Consider the following 17564-nt stretch of genomic DNA (forward strand, 5'->3'; position numbering starts at 1 on the left):
TTCCCAGGGCGCCTCCGGCCTTTCGCGATCGCACCCGGCGCCCGACGTCGGCGCCTGATGAGCTTAGTAATGGTCGTAATAGTCGTGGTGCCAATAGTGGTGGTGATAAGGACGTTCCTCAATCACGCAGCCGGACAGTCCGGCCAGCACCATCCCGGCCAGGACCAGCCGGGTCAGAATGGAACGGGATCGATCAGACATCATTTCTCTCCGGACTGTCAGGCCATGCCCTGGGAAGGGTGCCGTTGGGGCGCGTCCCATCGGGCTATCGGCATGGGAGAAATTTGGCAGCCAAATGCGACAACAAGACGGCGGCTGCTGGGCATGATCGGGTTCATGCCGTGGCACGCTGACGCAGGAAATGGCCCCGACGCGCGCAGCGAAACGCCCGGCCCATCGCTGGACCGGGCGCCTGGCGACCCCGCCGATGCCTCATGCCGATGCGCCACGCCCGGTGGCGGGTTCAGTGATGAACAAACCCGCCGCCGTGCCCACCCCAGTGACCACCGCCCCAGTGACCACCGCCCCAATGGCCGCCCGACCAGCCACCGTAGTGGCCATGCCAATAACCATGGCCCCAGCCGTAATACGGATAATAACCGCCGATGCCGACGTAATAGGGATAGGCGCCGTAATAGCCGTAGCCGTCGTAGTAAGGGTAGGTGGAGTAGGCGTAGGGGCCCGAATAGGCCGGCGTGGCGTAGTAGCCGTCGGCCACGCAGCCCGACAGGGCCAGAAGCGCAGCACCCGCCGCCAAGCCCTTCAACGCCAAGGAGGGCCAGCGGCGTTTCGGGGCCGTGGATGGGCCCGTGGTCAGCGCGGTGTTGCCAGGCAAGGACATGGTTCGTGCACTCCCTGAGGGGATCCGTGCGGCGGGCGAGGATGGGGTCGGCCTTGGGATCGGCGGTGGTCGGCCCCGGCATTCGACCCGGGCACACATCCTGTTACACCAAGCAAATGAGCGCTCGGCCCCGCCGCCGCAAGGCCCAGGCGCCGCAAGGCTGGCGTGCCGCGCGTGCGCGCAGGGTTCGGCCGGGTGGCGGCGGGCCCATGGTTACGGAACGGCGGTGGTGCGGCCTGCGCACTGGCGTCCGGCGGCGGTTTGCGGTATCTGGCAGCACAGATACCCCTTCTTTTCGATGTTGAGACCCGTGACGACGATGAGCCAGTGCCATTGCGGCAGCGCCCGCGCCTATGAAGATTGCTGCGGCCCCTATCATGCGGGCGCCGCCCTGCCGCCCACGGCCGAGGCGCTGATGCGCTCGCGCTATTCCGCCTTCATCGTGCAGAACATCGATTACCTGCAGAGCACCCTGCTGCCGGACACGGCGGAGGACTTCAACCGCGAAGAGACCGAGCAGTGGGCCCGCGACAGCAAGTGGCAGGGCCTGGAGGTCCGCTGGACAGAGGCTGGCGGCCCCGAGGACGACACCGGCAAGGTGGAGTTCGTCGCCCGCTTCAACTTCGAGGGCAAGGACTACCTGCACCACGAGACTAGCCGTTTCGAGAAGCGCGACGGCCGCTGGTACTATGTCGACGGCGCCATGGGTCCGCGCCCGCGCACGGCGGACAAGGTGGGTCGCAACGATCCCTGCCCCTGCGGCAGCGGCAAGAAGTACAAGAAGTGCCACGGCGCCTGAACCGCCTGGCGTCTGCCGGATTGACATGAGAAGACCCCCCGCCAGGCCAGGCCCGGCGGGGGTTTCCAATTCCGCCCGTGGGATCGGGCAAGCCCCGGCGCTTGCCGGCGGTTCGCTTTCCGTGCGACCGTCGCGGGCGACGAAATCAGGCGGGGAGGTGGGCCCCATGCTTATCCCTGTGCTTATCGTGCGGGACATGGCGGAGGCGCTGACGTTCCTCACCCAGGTGCTTGACTTCGAACTGGTGCGCAGCTTTCCGGCCGACACCCCGTTTTATGCCCTTCTGAACCGGGGCCCCGACGAACTGCACCTCAACCTGACCCCGGATGGGCGATACGGCCGCGCATCGACGATCGTCCTCTGCGACGATGTCGACGGGCTGTTCGCCTCCTTCACGGCGCGGGGCCTGGTGGCGCCGACCAGGGCGAATTCGCCCGTGCATGAGGGGCCGCTGGACCAGACCTGGGGCACCCGCGAGGTCTATATCGACGATCCCAGCGGCAACACCTTCATCTTCCAACAGCGCTAGCGCCGCTTCATCACCCGCCGGTTCACGTCCGGGTCGAAATGGCTGTCGCGGGGCAGCCAGGGCTGGCGCGGGGTGTGGGGGGAGGAGTGGACGTTGTACTGGGCCGTCAGGATCAGGCGGCGACCGGCGCGGGGCAGTTGCCCCTTGTGGAAGCCGAAGGTGTCGGCCAGGAAGCGGGTGCCGGCCGCGCCGGTAACCGTCGCCACCTTGTCGGCGCCGAAGACGCGGTGCACCACCTCGTCCGACAGGGCCTTGCCCACCGCCAGGCGTGGGTCGCGGTGGCTGCCCCGCACGTAGACATGGGGGCCGTCCTCCTCCCCCACGTCGGTCAGGTAGAAGAACAGCTTGAAGCCTTTCAGCGAATCCCAGTCGCGATGATAGCGCTGGGTGCCCTTGGCCGCCGGGCGCCCGCCGTAGGACCACCAGCAGCCGATGTTGTCCAGCACCGGCTTGCAGCCCAGGTACAGCTCCGCCACGTCCAGGATGGTGGGGTCGTTCAGCAGCGCCAGCACATGGGGGGCGGCCAGGATGTCCCGCGCCGCGTAATAGCCCATGTTGGTTTCATCGCTGGCCGGCTGGTCCCAGGGAAAGGCCCCCAAGTGGGGCCGGAAGGGGTCGCTGCACGGCACGCCCTGGAAATAGGCGCGGATCTCGGCCGCCACCTCGCCGTCCAGGGCCGGCAGGGGCACCAGGCCCTGCCAAGCCAGGTCGCGCGCCCAGGACCGGGCCTGGTTGGTGGGACGGGGCCACAGCGTCTTGGGCTGGAAGAAGGCGACGATGGCGGCGGCGATGTCGCGGGCCCGGGGCGTCCAGACCAGGGGCAGCAGGTCGTAGATAGCCAGCCGCCGGTCGGTCTGCGCCCGCTCCAGGAAGACGCGCCAGGACGGGATGCGGGTGCGCCAGCGCTCCACCAGACTGATGTCGCCCTCCCGTGGTCCCATCACCGCCCGTTCCCCCTTCGCCGTCTGATCCCGCCCGCCGTCAGGGCTGCGGGACCGGGTGGCCGTCGGCCTTGTAGACCACGCCCCCCTTCATGACAAACCGCACCTGTTCCATCAACTCCAGATGGCTCAGCGGGTCCCCGGCCACGGCGATCAGGTCGGCGTAGCGGCCCGGCTGCACCGTGCCGATGCGGTCGGTGGCGCCGATCAGGTCGGCGGCGTTGCGGGTGGCGAAGGCCAGGGCGTCGGCCGGGGTCACGCCCGCCTCGGCCAGCAGGGCGAATTCGCGGGCATGGTCACCCTCGCCGATGTCGGTGCCGTAGGCGATCTTCACCCCCGCTTTGTAGGCCAGCGGCAGGTTGCGCTTCGGTATGGCGTCGTTGGCCAGTTCCTTTTCCGCCGTCCCCGGCGGCAGCAGCTCGGGATGGTCCTGCGCCGCCTTCATGTAGACGTCGTAGACGGTGAGCGTCGGCACCAGGTAGGTGCCGTGGGCCTTCATGGCCTTGACCGCGTCGGCATCCGCGAAGGAGCCGTGCTCGATGGAATCGACGCCGGCGTTCACCGTGTTGATGATGGCCTGGGCCGGGTAGGTGTGGGCCGCCACTTTCATGCCCAGCGCGTGCGCCGTGTCGATGGCGGCCTTGATCTCCTCATTCGTCATCAGCTGGGCGCGGGGGTCGTCGCCCGTGCTGGCGATGCCGCCCGACGGCATGATCTTGATGACGTCGGCGCCGCGCTTGTGATGCTCCCGCACCCGCAGGCGGGCCATGTCCGGCGTGTCGACGATGCCGTTCTGCCAGTCGGGATGATGCAGGCGGGAATCGAAGCCATTGGACGGGTCGCCATGGCCGCCGGTGGGGCCCAGCGGCTCCAGCGACACCCACAGGCGCGGGCCCGGCACCTTGCCCTCGTTGATGGCGTTGCGCAGCGACACCGTGTCGTCCCCGCCGCCCACGTCGCGCGCGCTGGTGAAGCCCTGCAGCAGCATGGCGCGGGCGAAGACGACGCCGTCCAGCACCGCGTCCACGGCGGTGTGGGTCATCATGTCCTCCACCGCGTTGGCCTGGCTGGGCAGCTTGGACGAGATGTGGACGTGGCAGTCGATCAGGCCCGGCAGCACAGTCTGGTCCTTCAGGTCGACGACCGTGGCGCCGGGATGGGCGACGTAGCCGGCCTCCACCGCCGCCACCTTGCCCTCGCGCACCACGATGGTGACCTGCCGGTGGGGGGTGAAAGTGACGCCGTCGATCAGCGCGCCGGCATAGACCACGGTGTCATGCGGCGCCTCGGCCGCCCCCGCGCCCGCCATCATCGCCGTGGACGCCAGTAGCGCCGCCACCCCGGCGCACGTCCCCATCAAGCCCCTCATCCCATGCCCCTTCCGCCTGTGTCATGTCTTTGTGGAACCGCCCGTTTCGGCGGCGGCCCTTGGGCGCAACGGTATCCGCCCCGACCCCGGTCCGGCAACGGCCATTGCCAAAGGGGTCGGGTTCATGTGTTTTACCGGTGCCACCAAAGCGAGAACCCGAGGTCCGACCGACGCCCATGTCCGCCGCACAGCCCCCCTTCGTCCACATCCGCGACGCCAATGCCGCCGACCTGCCGCGAATCGTGGCCATCCTGAACGAGGCCATCGTCCACACCACCGCGATCTGGAGCCTGGAGCCCACCTCGGTGGCGGAGCGTGCCGCCTGGCTGGCCGACCGCCAAGCCAAGGGCCAGCCCGTGCTGGTGGCGACGTCCGGCCCCGACGCGCCGCCGGGCGAGGTGCTGGGTTTCGCCACATATGGGGAGTTCCGCGCCCGCAGCGGCTATCAGCACACGGTGGAGAATTCCCTGTACGTGGATGAGGCGGCGCGGGGCCGGGGCATCGGCACCGCCCTGTTGTCCGCCCTGCTGGCGCGGGCGACGGCCGCCGGCCTGCATGTCATGATCGCCGGGATAGAGGCCAGCAACCTGACCAGCATCCGCCTGCACCAGCGCTATGGCTTCAACGAGACCGGGCGCCTGCCCCAGGTGGGGCGCAAGTTCGACCGCTGGTTGGATTTGGTGTTCCTGCAGAAAATCCTGAACTGACCGTTTCCCACCCGCCCGTCCCATACCCACCCGCCATTCCGACAAGACGCGGAACACGCCCATGGAAATCCACGCCCCGGAAAGCCCCATCCAATCCCTGAAGGACTTCGCCATCCATATCGGCGTGGTCACCGTCGGCATCCTGATCGCGCTGGGCCTGGAACAGGCGGTGGAGGCCTATCATCGCCATGAATTGGCGCGCCAGGCGGTGGAAAGCTTCCATGCCGAACTGGCGGAGAATCGCAAGGCTGTGCGGGAGGTCTTGGACGAGATCGCCGGGCACAACACCCGGGCGGAGGAGGACATCGCCCTGCTGACCGCCTGGCAGCAGGGCAAGGGGACCGCGGGCACGGAGCTGAAGTACCCCGGCATCCGCCTGGACCTGATGTCCAGCGCCAGCTGGGACGCCGCCATCGCCACCCAGGCCCTGGGCGAACTGCCCTACGACGCGGTGCGCCGCTATGCCGAGGCCTATGCAGGCTTCCGCTTGTTCACGGAGCAGGAAAAGGCGCAGCTGGCGGAATGGCAGGACATGCGCCTGTTCGGCACCGATCCCGCCCAGATGACCGCCACCCAGCGCCAGACCCTGATCGAGCGGCTGCGCCACTATCAGAACTACGTCATCGTCCTGACCATGGCCGGCAAGGGCGCCCTGACGGCGGCCGACCGCGCGCTGGAGGTCCCAAAGGGCCCCAAGGGCGATTGATCCGGCGTTTGCTGGGGGTTCAGGGCTGCCGCTTCAGCGCCAGCTTGAACATGGTGGACCAGCCGTCCTTGGTCTGGGCCTCGCTCCACGCCTCATACGACTGGGGCTCGCCATCGGCGTCCCCTTGCGGTGTCCAGCGCACGCGGTAGGTCATGGCCTGGCCCTCCGCCACATACTGGGTGGCGGGGAAGATCAGGGCGCCGCCCTCGGCCGTCACCGTGCCATGGCTGATGCCGCCCTGGTTCTCGATGTAGAGGTATTCCACCCGCTTGGCCGCAGGGTCCCAATAGTAGGTCGTCTCGCCCACGTAATCCGGCTGGCCGGGCGCGCGCACCGTGTGGCTGTCGCGCAGGGCCTTGCCCTCGTACAGCCAGGCGAAGCAGTGGGTGTCGGTGCGCTGCTGCCCGCCGGGGAATTCGCCCTTCCAGCAATGGCCGGCCAGGAAGGCCATGGGCTTCAGGCCCGGCGCCGGATCGGCGAACGCGGCCATCGACACGCCCGCGATGGCGCCCAAGGCCATACCCACCGCCAACCTGCGCATGATGACTTCCCCCACAACGGCCCTTCCCACGACGGCCCGGCGCCACCCTGCCGCCTACGGCGTTAGGCGGCAAGGACGCAAGGGGATGGGATGGATGCCCGCCGTTAATATGACCATCAGCCGGTGGGCGGCCCGATGTAGCTGGACAGGCCGCGGATGTTCTCATCCACCACCAGGCGGTGGTTCAAGGGCGGGAAGGCCCGCTGCGTGCAATCCAGGCGCGGGCACAGGCGGCAGTTGGTGCCTACCGGCGTCGCCTGCGCGCCGGCCAGGTCGATGCCGTCGGCATAGATCAGCTGGTGCGCCTGCGTCGCCTCGCAGCCCAGGCTGAGGGCGAACTGGCGCGGCACGCTTTTCCACCCGCCCGCCTTGCTGAGGGTGCGGGCGATGGCGAAATAGCTGGTGCCGTCCGGCATGCGCATCAGCTGGGTCAGGATTTGGCCTGGGTTGCGGAAGGCCTGATGCACGGTCCAGCGCGGGCAGCCACCGCCGAAGCGCGCCATGTGGAAGCCGGGCACGGCGCTGAACCGCTTGGAGATGTTGCCCGCCGGATCCACCCGCACCAGGAAGAAGGGGACGCCCTTGGCCCCCGGCCGCTGCAGGGTCGTCAGCCGGTGGCAGACCTGCTCGAAGCTGGCGACGAAGCGGTGCATCAGCACCTCGATGTCGTAGCGGGCGGACTTCGCCGCTTCCAGGAAGCGGCCATAGGGCATCATGACGGCGGCGGCGAAGTAGCCGGCCAGGACGATGCGGGCCAGCTGGCGCGAGTCCTCGCTGGCCATGGTGGCCTTTTCCACCGTGGCCGACAGCAGGTCGCGGTGGCGCATCAGGGCCACCTGCACCGCCAGCTGGAAGGTGCGCCCCGCCGGTGGCAGCATTTCCGAGATCAGCACCCGCCGGGAATGGCGGTCGTAGCGGCGCACCGTCTCGCCCATCACCTCCACCGGCATCAGCTTGACCGTCAGGCCATGGGCCTTCTGCACGAAGCGGGCGAGGGAGCCATAGAGGTCGGCCGAATCCAAGTCACCATCGAACCACAGCGTTTCCGCCGCCAGCTCCAGCTCGGGAAAATGGTTGTTCTGGTCCTGGAAAAACTCCCCCACCTCATCCTGGGCGAACTGCTGACCGGCCGCCTGGGGGTGCTGGCGGTCGCGGTCATCCACCTTTTCCGCCAGCGCCTGGATGTCCTCCCGCGCCTCAAGATAGGCGCGATAGAGGGTGACCACCGCCTGGCCCAGGCCTGGGGCGACGGCCGCCAGCTCCTTCATGTCCTGGTTCTTGATGTCGGTATGGTCGAACAGCGGGTCGGCGAACACCTCGCGCAGGCCCGCCACCAGCCGCACCTCGTCATCCTCGGCGAAGGTGGCCAGATCCACGTCGAAGGTCTGGCCGATCTTCAGCAGCAACGCCACGGTCAGCGGCCGCTGGTTGCCCTCTATCAGGTTCAGGTAGGAGGGGGAGATGGCCAGCATCTCCGCCATCTGGGCCTGGGTCAGGTGCAGGTCGCGACGCAGGCGGCGCACCTTGTGGCCCAGCATCGCCTTCTTTTCCGCCGCCATCGCGCCATCCCCTCCCCATCCGGTTTGCCAGCCGCTTGTTTTCACGGGGCCTTAGCCCTGCCGCCGCTTGGTTCCCACCCCTTCCGCACTGCGCCGGAAGGGTAAGTTAATTTACAAACTTTACAAGTTTTCACTTACCGACATTACAAGAGATTACATCATTACCACTTTTCAATCAAAGACTTATTGATCCGGTTTACCAAATCGCCAAGTCTAATGCAGTGCAGTGAACGCGACGGACGCAGTGCGAAACAGGCGAACGCCGGCGGTCACGGGAACATCATCAGGTCGGCCGGAACCGTCATGGTTCCAACCCACTCAAAGCGGCCGTCCGAAGTCTTGAATGAAAGGAATTAGGCGATCATGGCTCCGCTGGATCAAGGCCCCACCCCCACCGACCTGAAGGCGCTGCATGCCCGCCGCTTCGACGGAATCAAGCGCGACTACACCATGGATGACGTGAAGCGTCTGTCCGGCACGGTGAAGATCGAATACACCCTGGCCGAGCTGGGCGCCCGCCGCCTGTGGGAACTGCTGCACACCCGTCCCTACGTCCACAGCCTGGGCGCCTTCACCGGCAATCAGGCCGTGCAGATGGCCAAGGCCGGCCTGGAAGCCATCTACCTGTCCGGTTGGCAGGTCGCGGCCGACGCCAACCTGGCGGGCCAGATGTACCCGGACCAGAGCCTGTACCCGGCCAACTCGGTCCCCAGCGTCGTGAAGCGCATCAACAACGCCCTGCTGCGCGCCGACCAGATTTCCCATTCCGAGGGCAAGGACGACATCAACTGGATGGTGCCCATCGTCGCCGACGCCGAGGCCGGCTTCGGCGGTCCGCTGAACGCCCATGAGCTGATGAAGTCCATGATCGAGGCCGGCGCCGCCGCCGTCCATTTCGAGGACCAGTTGGCGTCGGAGAAGAAGTGCGGCCACCTGGGCGGCAAGGTGCTGATCCCCATCCAGCAGTTCATCCGCATCCTGAACGCCGCCCGCCTGGGCGCCGACGTCAGCGGCACCAGCACCCTGGTGGTGGCCCGCACCGACGCGGAAAGCGCGCAGCTGATCACGTCCGACGTGGATGAGCGCGACCATCCCTTCATCGATCGCAACGACCGCACGCCGGAAGGCTTCTTCCGCATCCGCAAGGGCATGGGCGTCGATTACTGCATCGCCCGCGGCCTGGCCTACGCCCCTTACGCCGACCTGCTGTGGTGGGAAACGTCCAAGCCCAACCTGGATGACGCCCGCCGCTTCGCCGAGGCCGTGCACAAGCAGTTCCCCGGCAAGCTGCTGGCCTACAACTGCTCGCCCAGCTTCAACTGGCGCGCCAACCTGGACGAGGCGACCATCGCCCGCTTCCAGCAGGAACTGGGCGCCATGGGCTACAAGTTCCAGTTCATCACCCTGGCGGGCTTCCATTCGCTGAACTACGCCACCTTCGAGCTGGCGCGCGGCTACAAGGAGCGCGGCATGGCCGCCTTCTCCGAACTGCAGCAGAAGGAATTCGCCGCCGTCGAACAGGGCTTCACCGCGGTGAAGCACCAGCGCGAGGTGGGCACCGGCTACTTCGACGCCGTGTCCATGGCCATCACCGGCGGCACCAGCAGCACCACCGCCATGAAGGACTCGACCGAGACCGACCAGTTCCACTGATCGTCTCCGTCCCCGGAACGGGGTGGCTACCAGGGAAGGCCGACGCACCGTTCGCCTGGAAGCACCCTTCGGGCGGCGGCGGGAGTAAACGACGCTGGAGCGTCCCGCCGCCGCCCGGTTTCCCCTCCGGATTTCACTGAATTCCAACGCGTCCATCGAGATCGGCAGGGATGGCCCATTCCGTCCTTGTCACAAGAAGGGTGCGGCGGCGGGGTCTGAACGACGCTGGAGCGTCCCGCCACCGCACCCTTCTTCCCCGTCCATACCGCCTTTTGGGGCCCAGGCCGCAGGCGACGCCGCGACAGGCCCCCGATCTGAAGGGAGAGGTATCATGCCTGACGCACTGCTCGCCCCCTCGGCCCCCCGTCTGTCGCCGGATGCCCCGGCCGGACGCATCGAGATCCGCGCCGCGTCCAAGCCCGGCTATGATGTCCTTCTGACCCCCGCCGCCCTGGCCTTCGTGGCCGACCTGGAACGCCGCTTCGGCTGGCGCCGGCGCTATCTGCTGGAAAAGCGGGTGGAGCGCCAGGCCCGCCTGGACGCCGGCGAGAAGCCGGCCTTCAACCCCGCCTGCGGCTATGCCCGGCATGAGGAATGGACGGTCGAGCCGCAGCCGGCCGACCTACGCGACCGCCGGGTGGAGATCACCGGCCCGGTCGAGCGCAAGATGATCATCAACGCGCTGAATTCCGGCGCGCAGGTGTTCATGGCCGATTTCGAGGACAGCAACGCCCCGACCTGGGCCAACATCATGGACGGCCAGGTCAACTTGCGCGACGCCATCCGCCGCACCATCACCCATATCGATCCGGTGTCGGGCAAGAGCTACGCCCTGAACGACAAGGTCGCCGTGCTGATGGTTCGCCCTCGCGGCTGGCACCTGGAGGAAAAGCACGTGCTGATCGACGGCCGGCCCGTGTCGGCCGCCCTGTTCGACTTCGGCCTCTATTTCTTCCACAACGCCCGCGAACTGCTGGCCCGGGGCAGCGGCCCCTATTTCTACCTGCCCAAGATCGAGGGCCGGGCCGAGGCGCGGCTGTGGAACGACGTCTTCCTGCACGCCCAGGAATGCCTGGACCTGCCCCCCGGCACCATCAAGGCCACCGTGCTGATCGAAAGCATCCTGGCGGCTTTCGAGATGGACGAGATCCTGTATGAGCTGCGCTGCCATTCCGCCGGCCTGAACTGCGGCCGCTGGGATTACATCTTCAGCTTCATCAAGAAGTTCCGCAACGACCCCGACGCCCTGCTGCCCGACCGCGCAGCGGTCACCATGGACAAGGCCTTCCTCAACGCCTATTCCCGCCTGGCGGTGAAGACCTGCCACCGCCGCGGCGCCCCGGCCATCGGGGGCATGGCGGCCTACATCCCGGTCAAGGATGACCCCGTCGCCAACGACCGCGCCTTCGCCCAGGTGCGGGCGGACAAGGAGCGGGAGGCCCGCAATGGCCATGACGGCACCTGGGTGGCCCACCCGGCGCTGGTGCCGGTGGCACGCGCGGTGTTCGACGACCTGATGCCCACGCCCAACCAGATCCACGCCACCTGCCACGACGTGCGGGTGATGGCGGAGGATCTGTTGGCCATCCCCCAGGGGCCCCGCACCGAGGCGGGCCTGCGCCAGAACGTGGCGGTGGGCATCGGTTACATCGAGGCGTGGCTGCGCGGCCAGGGCTGCGTGCCCCTGTTCAACCTGATGGAGGACGCCGCGACGGCGGAGATCAGCCGGGCCCAGGTCTGGCAGTGGCTGCGCCACGGCGCCCGGCTGGATGACGGCCGCACCGTCGACCACGCCCTGGTGGAACGGATCATCGAGGAGGAACTGGCCGCCTGGATCGGCCGCGTGGGGGAAGTGGCCCTGGCCCACAGCCGCCATGAGGAGGCGGCGCGCCTGTTCTCCGACCTGGTGTTCCAGCACCGCTTCGCCGAATTCCTGACCCTGCCGGCCTATGACCGGCTGATGGAGGCGGGTTCCTGAGGTCCCGGGGAGAGGGAGGAAACGCCCAAGCAAAAAGGGCGAAGACCGCAGGGAAAGGCCGGCGCCCGGATGGACGCCGGCCTTCCTTATTTGACCGTCTTTAAGACGCCGATTTCACCGGCTGGGGCGTGTACTGCAGGATCAGCTGGCCATAGGCCGTGGTGTGCTGGAACAGCACCTGCTCGGTCCACGAGACCTGCGTCTTGTCCGTGGGCGGGGGCGACACCGCCGCGGCCTGGGCCGGGGTCAGGTACTCGATCACCGTGCCGCCGCCGGTCTCGGACACCTTGTAGCTGGACACGAATTCATCGAAGGCGGCGGACTGGCCCTCGGGATTCAGCGCCTGGTTGTTGATGGGGGTGTAGGGGCCCGCCACCGCCTCACCCTTCTTGGCATGGGCGCGGGCGTGCGAGATGAGGTGGGTGATGAGGTCGGTGGTCAGCGCGCCGTAATAGGTGCCGTAATAGCCGGGAATGGCGTCCAGCATGGCGGAACCCCAGGCGTGGGGCACCACGTCCACGTTATTGTACATGTCGTGGTTCCAGATCTGCCAGGGCTGGCTGCCCGTCTGGTCGCCGCCGGCCCAGGCGGTGCCGTTGACCAGCGCCGCGAAGGGGGCGTTGCCTGGCGTGGCGCCGGCGGTAGCATAGATCATGGCGTCGCCGGCCGTCCACGAGCTGCCCTGCAGCAGGCCGGCGGTGGGGTCGAAGCAGGCCATGGCCAGCGTCGGTGACAGGGCGCCGGCCAGCGAGTGGCCGGTGAAGGTCAACGTGGTGCCGGACGGCGGCGTCAACCCCTTGAGGAAAGTCACCAAGGTCTGCCTGGTGATCTGGGTGTCGACGATGCCCAGCAGGTTGGTGATGCCGGTGTAGGTCGCCGTGGAGATGCAGGGGACCTGGTCGCTGGGCTGGGTGTCGTTGGTGCCGCCGTTCCACACCTGCAAGGCCCCTTCCCACGCCACCACGGTGGCCACGGCGAAATCCTCCTTCAGCCAGTCATAGAAGGATTTGAAGTTGGTCGCGGCGATGGCCACGACGTAGCGCGCCAGCGTGGGGCTATAGACCACGAACAGGGCGTTGGCGGCGTTGAAGCTGGCGGTGGGGGTCGGCGCTTCCCAATGGACGCTGGCGAAAACCGGATCGATGCACAGGACCTGCGGCCCCCAGACCACGGTCCAGTCCGTCGCACCCAGCTGCGCCCCGGCAGATTCGATCGCCTTGTCCACACCGGCTTTCAGGGTGGCCGTCAGCTGCGCCGCCGCCGCCGTGGCCCCCGCCTGCAGGGCGGCGCTTTTCGGCAGGGACTTGTCCAAGTCCACCGTCACATCCTGCCCGCTGGCGTCATTGGCGATGTTGTTGAAGAAGAAGGTGGTCTGCCACGCGTCAAAGATCGTCGCCATCCCGTCGACTCCCGTTGGTTGCAGAATGCCAGCAAGGACATCCTGATTGAAAGCGTGAGTACAATTAATACGTATGTATTTTTTGTTCAATGCGCGCATGAGGTGCATATCGCCCGGGCAGGCGGCCTGCCCCCACCTGCGACAAAGACGACAGTACCGCCCCGGTCCATACCCGCCGTCGGGGGCGGCTGATATCATGACCACGCTCTGGACAATGGGTGTGGTCGGCGGACGTGCGTGTGCAACGGCGGGTGTTGGGACTAGCGGTGGATTGGCGGGCGGCCGCCCTGGCGGCTGGCCTGCTGGGTGCCGCCTTGATGACCGCCGCCGGGGCCAGCGCCCAGTCGCCGGCCCCGTTACCGGCCTCGCCGGAGGTCGCCCCGGAGGTCGCCCATGCCATGCCGGTGGATGTCCTGCAAACCCAGGCGTACCAGAAGGCCGACCCCCATCATGGCCTGGCCCGCCGCCGCGCGGCCGTGGCAGCGGCGGCCGGCACCGACGCCGCCTGCCGGGAAATGGGCGATTTCTACTGGGAGATCGGCGACGGCAGCGGCACCCTGGCCAGCGGCGCCCGGGGCAGCCGCTACAGCGCCAACAAGCCCTTGCAGGTGGCCAGCGCCAGCAAGCTGGTCTTCGCCGCCTATGTGGTGGAGCGGGTGGGCGGGCAGCTGACGCCGGACCAGCTGGACGCGCTCGAGATGCGGTCCGGCTATGACAACTTCAACCCGCTGGCCTGCTTCGCCGCCCACACCGTGGCCGCCTGCCTGGACCGGCGCGGCAACGGCCTGCTGAATGCCGAGCACCAGGGCCGGTTCAGCTATAACGGCGGCCACGACCAGCACCTGGCCACCGCCCTGGGCCTGGGCGATTTGGATCGCTACGGCTTGGCGGCGGAGGTGCGGCGGGTGCTGGGCCCGGACCTGCACCTGGACTATGCCGCCCCCCGCGTGTCGGGCGGCCTGAAGGCCAGCCCGGCCGCCTACGCCGCCTTCCTGCGCAAGGTGGTGTCCGGCCATCTGCGCATCCACGACCTGCTGGGCAGCCACCCCGTCTGCACCCAGGGGCCGGGCTGCCCGGCCGTGCAGGCGCCGGATTTGCCCCAGCCCTGGCACTACAGCCTGAACCATTGGGTGGAGGATGGCCCCGGCGGCGACGGCGCCTTCAGCAGCCCGGGCATGATGGGCTTCTATCCCTGGATCAGCGCCGACCGCCGTACCTATGGCCTGATCGCGCGCGAGGTCATGGCGCCCAAGGCCTATCTGGCCAGCATGGCCTGCGGCCAGGCCCTGCGCCGAGCTTGGGCAGATTAAGTCCCCTCAAACGCCGGGCGCCAGCATCCGCTGGCTTGGCTTTCCTCGATTTCCAGTCCGCCTTCGGCTTCCCAGAAATCTCCGGCGGACGCGGTCGCGTCCTACAGCGGCATGAGCCATGCGTCTCATGCCGTTGATGGGAGCCCAGAGGTTTATTTCGCGCCGGGAGTCTTGGCGGTCGGCTTGCCCCAGTCGGTGGCGTCGAAATAGACGCGCACGCGGCGTTGCTGGGCGTTTTCCAAGGTGAATTGGTCCAGCGTTCGGCCGTTTTCCGTCAATTGGCGTTGTTCCACCTGCTTCCAGCCGGGGTAGAGGATGCCCAGCGTGGTGTATTCGCGCTTGGCGCCGGCGGCGCTGTCGGTGATGCCGGGCAGCACGATGGGGTCGCTCGCCAGGTCGCCCTGCCCCTTGCTGGCCGGCAGGTTCAGCTTGGCCTCGATGCTGTTCAGGAATTCCTGGTGGCTGGATATGCAGGGGGCGCAGCCGGCGCGGCGGGCGATGTTGTACCAATACTGCGCCTCGCCCGCGCCGCCGCCGGGGATGCTGCCGTTGTTGTACAACTGGCCGTAGATCAGCGCCGCCATGCCCAGGCCGGCCTGGGCGGCGGGCTTCACCACCTGCGCCGCCTTCTGCGGATCCCGGGCCGTGCCCCGGCCATAGTAGTAATAGACCGCCAACGCCTCGCGCGCCTTCAGGCTGCCACGGGCCATGGCCTGGTCGAACAGCGCCAGGGCCGAGGCCATGTCCTGCGACGAGGGGCCCTTGCCGTTCTTATCCTCCATCTGCGCATCGGCCTGGGCCACCAGCCGCTGCGCGTCCGGCGGGTCGACGGGGGGATTGATGTGGCCGTCCAGCGGCAGGGCGGACACGGCCATCTGACCCGCCCGCCCCTGGGCACCGGGCATGATGGTGTCGGGCGTCTGGACGGGCGCGGCCTGCCCGAGGGGGTCGGGAGGCGCCTGCACCGCCGGCGCCGGCAGCACGGGAACGTTCACCGGGGTGGTCGGAGCGGCGGCGGGCGCTTGCGTCACCGGTTGGGCGGGACCCGCGGGCTGGGTGGCGGGCGCCTGCGCGGGTTGGGTCTCAGGGGCCTGGGCCAACCGGGACAGCAGGCCCTCGTCGGGCTTGGCGGGGGCGGTATCGTCGTCACCTTCGAAAAAGGCGCAGCCGGACAGCAGGGACGCGGCCAGGCCGGCGGCGAGGACGGAAGCGGAAAAACGACGCGAACGCATGACACCCCGACATGGATGAGACCCAGGACGAACCGCGAGCCGGTCCCGCGCCCACTGTAGGCCATGGACGCGGATCCGCAAGCGACCCGGCTTACACGGGCGCAATACCCGCCAGTCGGCGCGCGCCCAGTCAGCGCCCGCCGTCAGCGCATCAGCGCCAGGATGCCGCCAGCCCCGATCAGCAGACCGCCGGTGAGGCGGTTCAACTGGCGGGCGGCCTTGGGCGTCTGCAGGCGGCTGGCCAGGGTCTGCCCGCCGATGGCGTAGGTGAGGATCCAGCCGAACTCGATCACCACCATCAGCACGGTCAGCAGGACCAGCTGCGCCGTCAACGGCTGGGCGGCGTCGATGAACTGGGGGAAGAAGGCGGCCATGAAGATCAGCGCCTTGGGGTTGGAGCCGCACACCAGCAGACCGCGCAGCAGCAGCCGGTGGGCGCGGGCGTCGGCGGACCGCACGGCCTCCCCCCGTTCTTCCGCGTCGGCCTCGGCGCGCAGCGTCTCCTTCGGATCCGCCCGCCACGCCTGGACGCCCAGGTACAGCAGATAAGCCACGCCCAATACCTTCACCACCATGAAGGCCGTGGAGGAGGCCTGCAGCAGCGCCGCCATGCCCACCGCCGACAGGCCGGCCATGGCGCCCAGCGCCAGGCACATGCCCGCCCCCGCCCAGGCCGCCGCGCGCACGCCGTGGCGCAGGCCGATGCCCATGGCGAACAGCATGTTGGGGCCGGGGGTGGCCGACAGGAAGAAGCAGGTGACGGCGAAGGCCGATAGGGTCTGCCAGCTCAACATGCCCAGGCGTCCTCGAAGGATGGAATAGGGCGGGAGTTTAACGCGGAAGACCCCGGCTGATGAGGGGGATCGCGTGCAGGGAGCCCATGCCGCCACGCCATGGCGTCCACCTCGGGACAGCAAGCGCAACTCATTATTATTACTCGAGAATTCCGCATCTCTCGCGCACGCGGCGGGTTGACGGGCGCCATGACTTGGCTAGTCTTCCCGGCATTCCCCGCTCTTGCGCAAGGCCATCCCCATGAAGGACTTCTCCGACCTCACCGAACAGGAGCTGCTGGCGCTGGCCGTGTCCCTGGAGGAGGAGGACGCGCGCATCTATGACGAGTTCGCCACCGGCCTGCGCGAGAATTTTCCGGAAAGCGCCAAGGTTTTCAACGCCCTGGCGGCGGAAGAGAACGGCCACCGCCACCGCCTGATCGAGCTGTACCGCCAGCGCTTTGGGGAGCACATTCCCCTGATCCGCCGGCAGGACGTGCGCGGCTTCGTGCAGCGCAAGCCGGTGTGGCTGATCCGCCCGCTGTCCCTGGAGACGGTGCGCCAGCAGGCCGAATTGATGGAGGCGGAGACCAAGCGCTTCTACACCCGCGCCGCCCGCCGCTCCACCGATGCCGCCATCCGCCAGCTGCTGGGCGACCTGGCGGATGAGGAGCGCCGTCACGAGGCGCGGGCGGAGCAGCTGGAATCCCGCCTGGTGACGCCCGAGGTGCGGGAGGAGGAGCACGCGTCGGAACGCCGCCTGTTCGTGCTGCAGGTGGTTCAGCCCGGCCTGGCGGGGCTGATGGACGGCTCCGTCTCCACCCTGGCGCCGCTGTTCGCCGCCGCCTTCGCCACCCACGACACCTGGCAGACCTTTCTGGTGGGCATCGCCTCCGCCGTGGGCGCCGGCATCAGCATGGGCTTCGCCGAGGCGCTGTCCGACGATGGCAGCCTGACCGGCCGGGGCAGCCCCTGGCTGCGCGGCCTGGTCTGCGGCCTTATGACCGCCGTGGGCGGCCTGGGCCACACCCTGCCCTACCTCATCCCCCAGTTCTGGACGGCGACGGCGGCGGCCGCCGCCGTGGTGGTGGTGGAACTGGGCGTCATCTCCTGGATCCGCAACCGCTACATGGACACGACCTTCCTGGCCGCCGCCTTCCAGGTCATCATCGGCGGCCTGCTGGTGTTCGCGACCGGGATTTTGATCGGGAGCGCGTGACGCGCGCT

Annotated in this window: 17 protein-coding genes; 8 read left to right on the top strand and 9 right to left on the bottom strand. The window is 68.2% G+C overall.

Annotated elements, in window-relative coordinates; translation table 11 throughout:
• Positions 1-63: 63 nt before the first annotated feature.
• Both UAJ10_RS29120 and UAJ10_RS29125 read right to left on the bottom strand, forming a co-directional pair.
• Positions 64-201, bottom strand: coding sequence for a hypothetical protein (locus UAJ10_RS29120; protein ID WP_157999424.1), 138 nt, complete (start codon positions 199-201; stop codon positions 64-66).
• 262 nt (positions 202-463) lie between these two features.
• Positions 464-841, bottom strand: a complete 378-nt coding sequence (locus tag UAJ10_RS29125) for a hypothetical protein (protein ID WP_322918893.1) — start codon at positions 839-841, stop codon at positions 464-466.
• Between the two features lie 319 nt (positions 842-1160).
• Between UAJ10_RS29125 and UAJ10_RS29130 the strand changes: the two genes are divergently transcribed.
• Positions 1161-1640 (top strand): YchJ family protein, encoded by a 480-nt coding sequence (locus tag UAJ10_RS29130; protein ID WP_322919075.1) that lies wholly within the window; start codon positions 1161-1163, stop codon positions 1638-1640.
• A gap of 166 nt (positions 1641-1806) precedes the next feature.
• Positions 1807-2169: a VOC family protein gene (locus UAJ10_RS29135; protein ID WP_322918894.1), complete on the top strand. Its 363-nt coding sequence runs from the start codon at positions 1807-1809 to the stop codon at positions 2167-2169.
• Here UAJ10_RS29135 and UAJ10_RS29140 read toward each other — a convergent pair.
• Positions 2166-3110, bottom strand: a complete 945-nt coding sequence (locus UAJ10_RS29140) for a phytanoyl-CoA dioxygenase family protein (RefSeq protein ID WP_322918895.1) — start codon at positions 3108-3110, stop codon at positions 2166-2168. The genes UAJ10_RS29135 and UAJ10_RS29140 overlap by 4 nt on opposite strands.
• 40 nt (positions 3111-3150) lie before the next feature.
• On the bottom strand, positions 3151-4467 hold the full coding sequence (locus UAJ10_RS29145) for a metal-dependent hydrolase family protein (protein ID WP_322918896.1): 1317 nt from the start codon (positions 4465-4467) through the stop codon (positions 3151-3153).
• A 188-nt stretch (positions 4468-4655) separates the two neighbouring features.
• On the opposite strand from UAJ10_RS29145, the gene UAJ10_RS29150 reads away from it, so the two are divergent.
• Together UAJ10_RS29150 and UAJ10_RS29155 are read left to right on the top strand one after the other, a co-directional pair.
• On the top strand, positions 4656-5186 hold the full coding sequence (locus tag UAJ10_RS29150; RefSeq protein ID WP_322918897.1) for a GNAT family N-acetyltransferase: 531 nt from the start codon (positions 4656-4658) through the stop codon (positions 5184-5186).
• A gap of 61 nt (positions 5187-5247) precedes the next feature.
• On the top strand, positions 5248-5892 hold the full coding sequence (locus UAJ10_RS29155; RefSeq protein ID WP_322918898.1) for a hypothetical protein: 645 nt from the start codon (positions 5248-5250) through the stop codon (positions 5890-5892).
• A 19-nt stretch (positions 5893-5911) separates the two neighbouring features.
• On the opposite strand, the gene UAJ10_RS29160 is transcribed toward UAJ10_RS29155, so the two are convergent.
• Both UAJ10_RS29160 and UAJ10_RS29165 read right to left on the bottom strand, forming a co-directional pair.
• Positions 5912-6433: a hypothetical protein gene (locus tag UAJ10_RS29160; RefSeq protein ID WP_322918899.1), complete on the bottom strand. Its 522-nt coding sequence runs from the start codon at positions 6431-6433 to the stop codon at positions 5912-5914.
• 116 nt (positions 6434-6549) lie between these two features.
• A complete protein-coding gene (locus UAJ10_RS29165) occupies positions 6550-7992 on the bottom strand; it encodes a helix-turn-helix domain-containing protein (RefSeq protein WP_322918900.1) in 1443 nt (480 codons plus the stop codon).
• A 363-nt stretch (positions 7993-8355) separates the two neighbouring features.
• On the opposite strand from UAJ10_RS29165, the gene aceA reads away from it, so the two are divergent.
• Both aceA and aceB read left to right on the top strand, forming a co-directional pair.
• Positions 8356-9645: an isocitrate lyase gene (gene aceA, locus UAJ10_RS29170; RefSeq protein ID WP_322918901.1), complete on the top strand. Its 1290-nt coding sequence runs from the start codon at positions 8356-8358 to the stop codon at positions 9643-9645.
• A 331-nt stretch (positions 9646-9976) separates the two neighbouring features.
• Positions 9977-11623, top strand: coding sequence for a malate synthase A (gene aceB, locus UAJ10_RS29175; protein ID WP_322918902.1), 1647 nt, complete (start codon positions 9977-9979; stop codon positions 11621-11623).
• A gap of 100 nt (positions 11624-11723) precedes the next feature.
• Here the strand turns inward: aceB and UAJ10_RS29180 are convergent, their stop codons facing one another.
• Complete coding sequence (locus UAJ10_RS29180) at positions 11724-13022, bottom strand: hypothetical protein (RefSeq protein WP_322918903.1); 1299 nt, start codon at positions 13020-13022, stop codon at positions 11724-11726.
• A 233-nt stretch (positions 13023-13255) separates the two neighbouring features.
• Here UAJ10_RS29180 and UAJ10_RS29185 point away from each other — a divergent pair, with 233 nt between their 5' ends.
• Positions 13256-14332 carry a hypothetical protein gene (locus UAJ10_RS29185; protein WP_322918904.1) on the top strand — a complete coding sequence of 359 codons (1077 nt, stop codon included), beginning with the start codon at positions 13256-13258 and terminating at the stop codon, positions 14330-14332.
• 152 nt (positions 14333-14484) lie between these two features.
• On the opposite strand, the gene UAJ10_RS29190 is transcribed toward UAJ10_RS29185, so the two are convergent.
• Together UAJ10_RS29190 and UAJ10_RS29195 are read right to left on the bottom strand one after the other, a co-directional pair.
• Entirely contained in the window at positions 14485-15564 is a 1080-nt protein-coding gene (locus UAJ10_RS29190) for a tetratricopeptide repeat protein (RefSeq protein ID WP_322918905.1), read from the bottom strand.
• A 143-nt stretch (positions 15565-15707) separates the two neighbouring features.
• Positions 15708-16358: a LysE family translocator gene (locus tag UAJ10_RS29195; protein WP_322918906.1), complete on the bottom strand. Its 651-nt coding sequence runs from the start codon at positions 16356-16358 to the stop codon at positions 15708-15710.
• Between the two features lie 241 nt (positions 16359-16599).
• On the opposite strand from UAJ10_RS29195, the gene mbfA reads away from it, so the two are divergent.
• Complete coding sequence (gene mbfA, locus UAJ10_RS29200) at positions 16600-17556, top strand: iron exporter MbfA (protein WP_322918907.1); 957 nt, start codon at positions 16600-16602, stop codon at positions 17554-17556.
• The last annotated feature ends 8 nt before the right edge of the window (positions 17557-17564 follow it).

Source organism: Nitrospirillum guaranorum (assembly GCF_034653275.1).
In the GTDB taxonomy this organism is placed as follows: domain Bacteria; phylum Pseudomonadota; class Alphaproteobacteria; order Azospirillales; family Azospirillaceae; genus Nitrospirillum.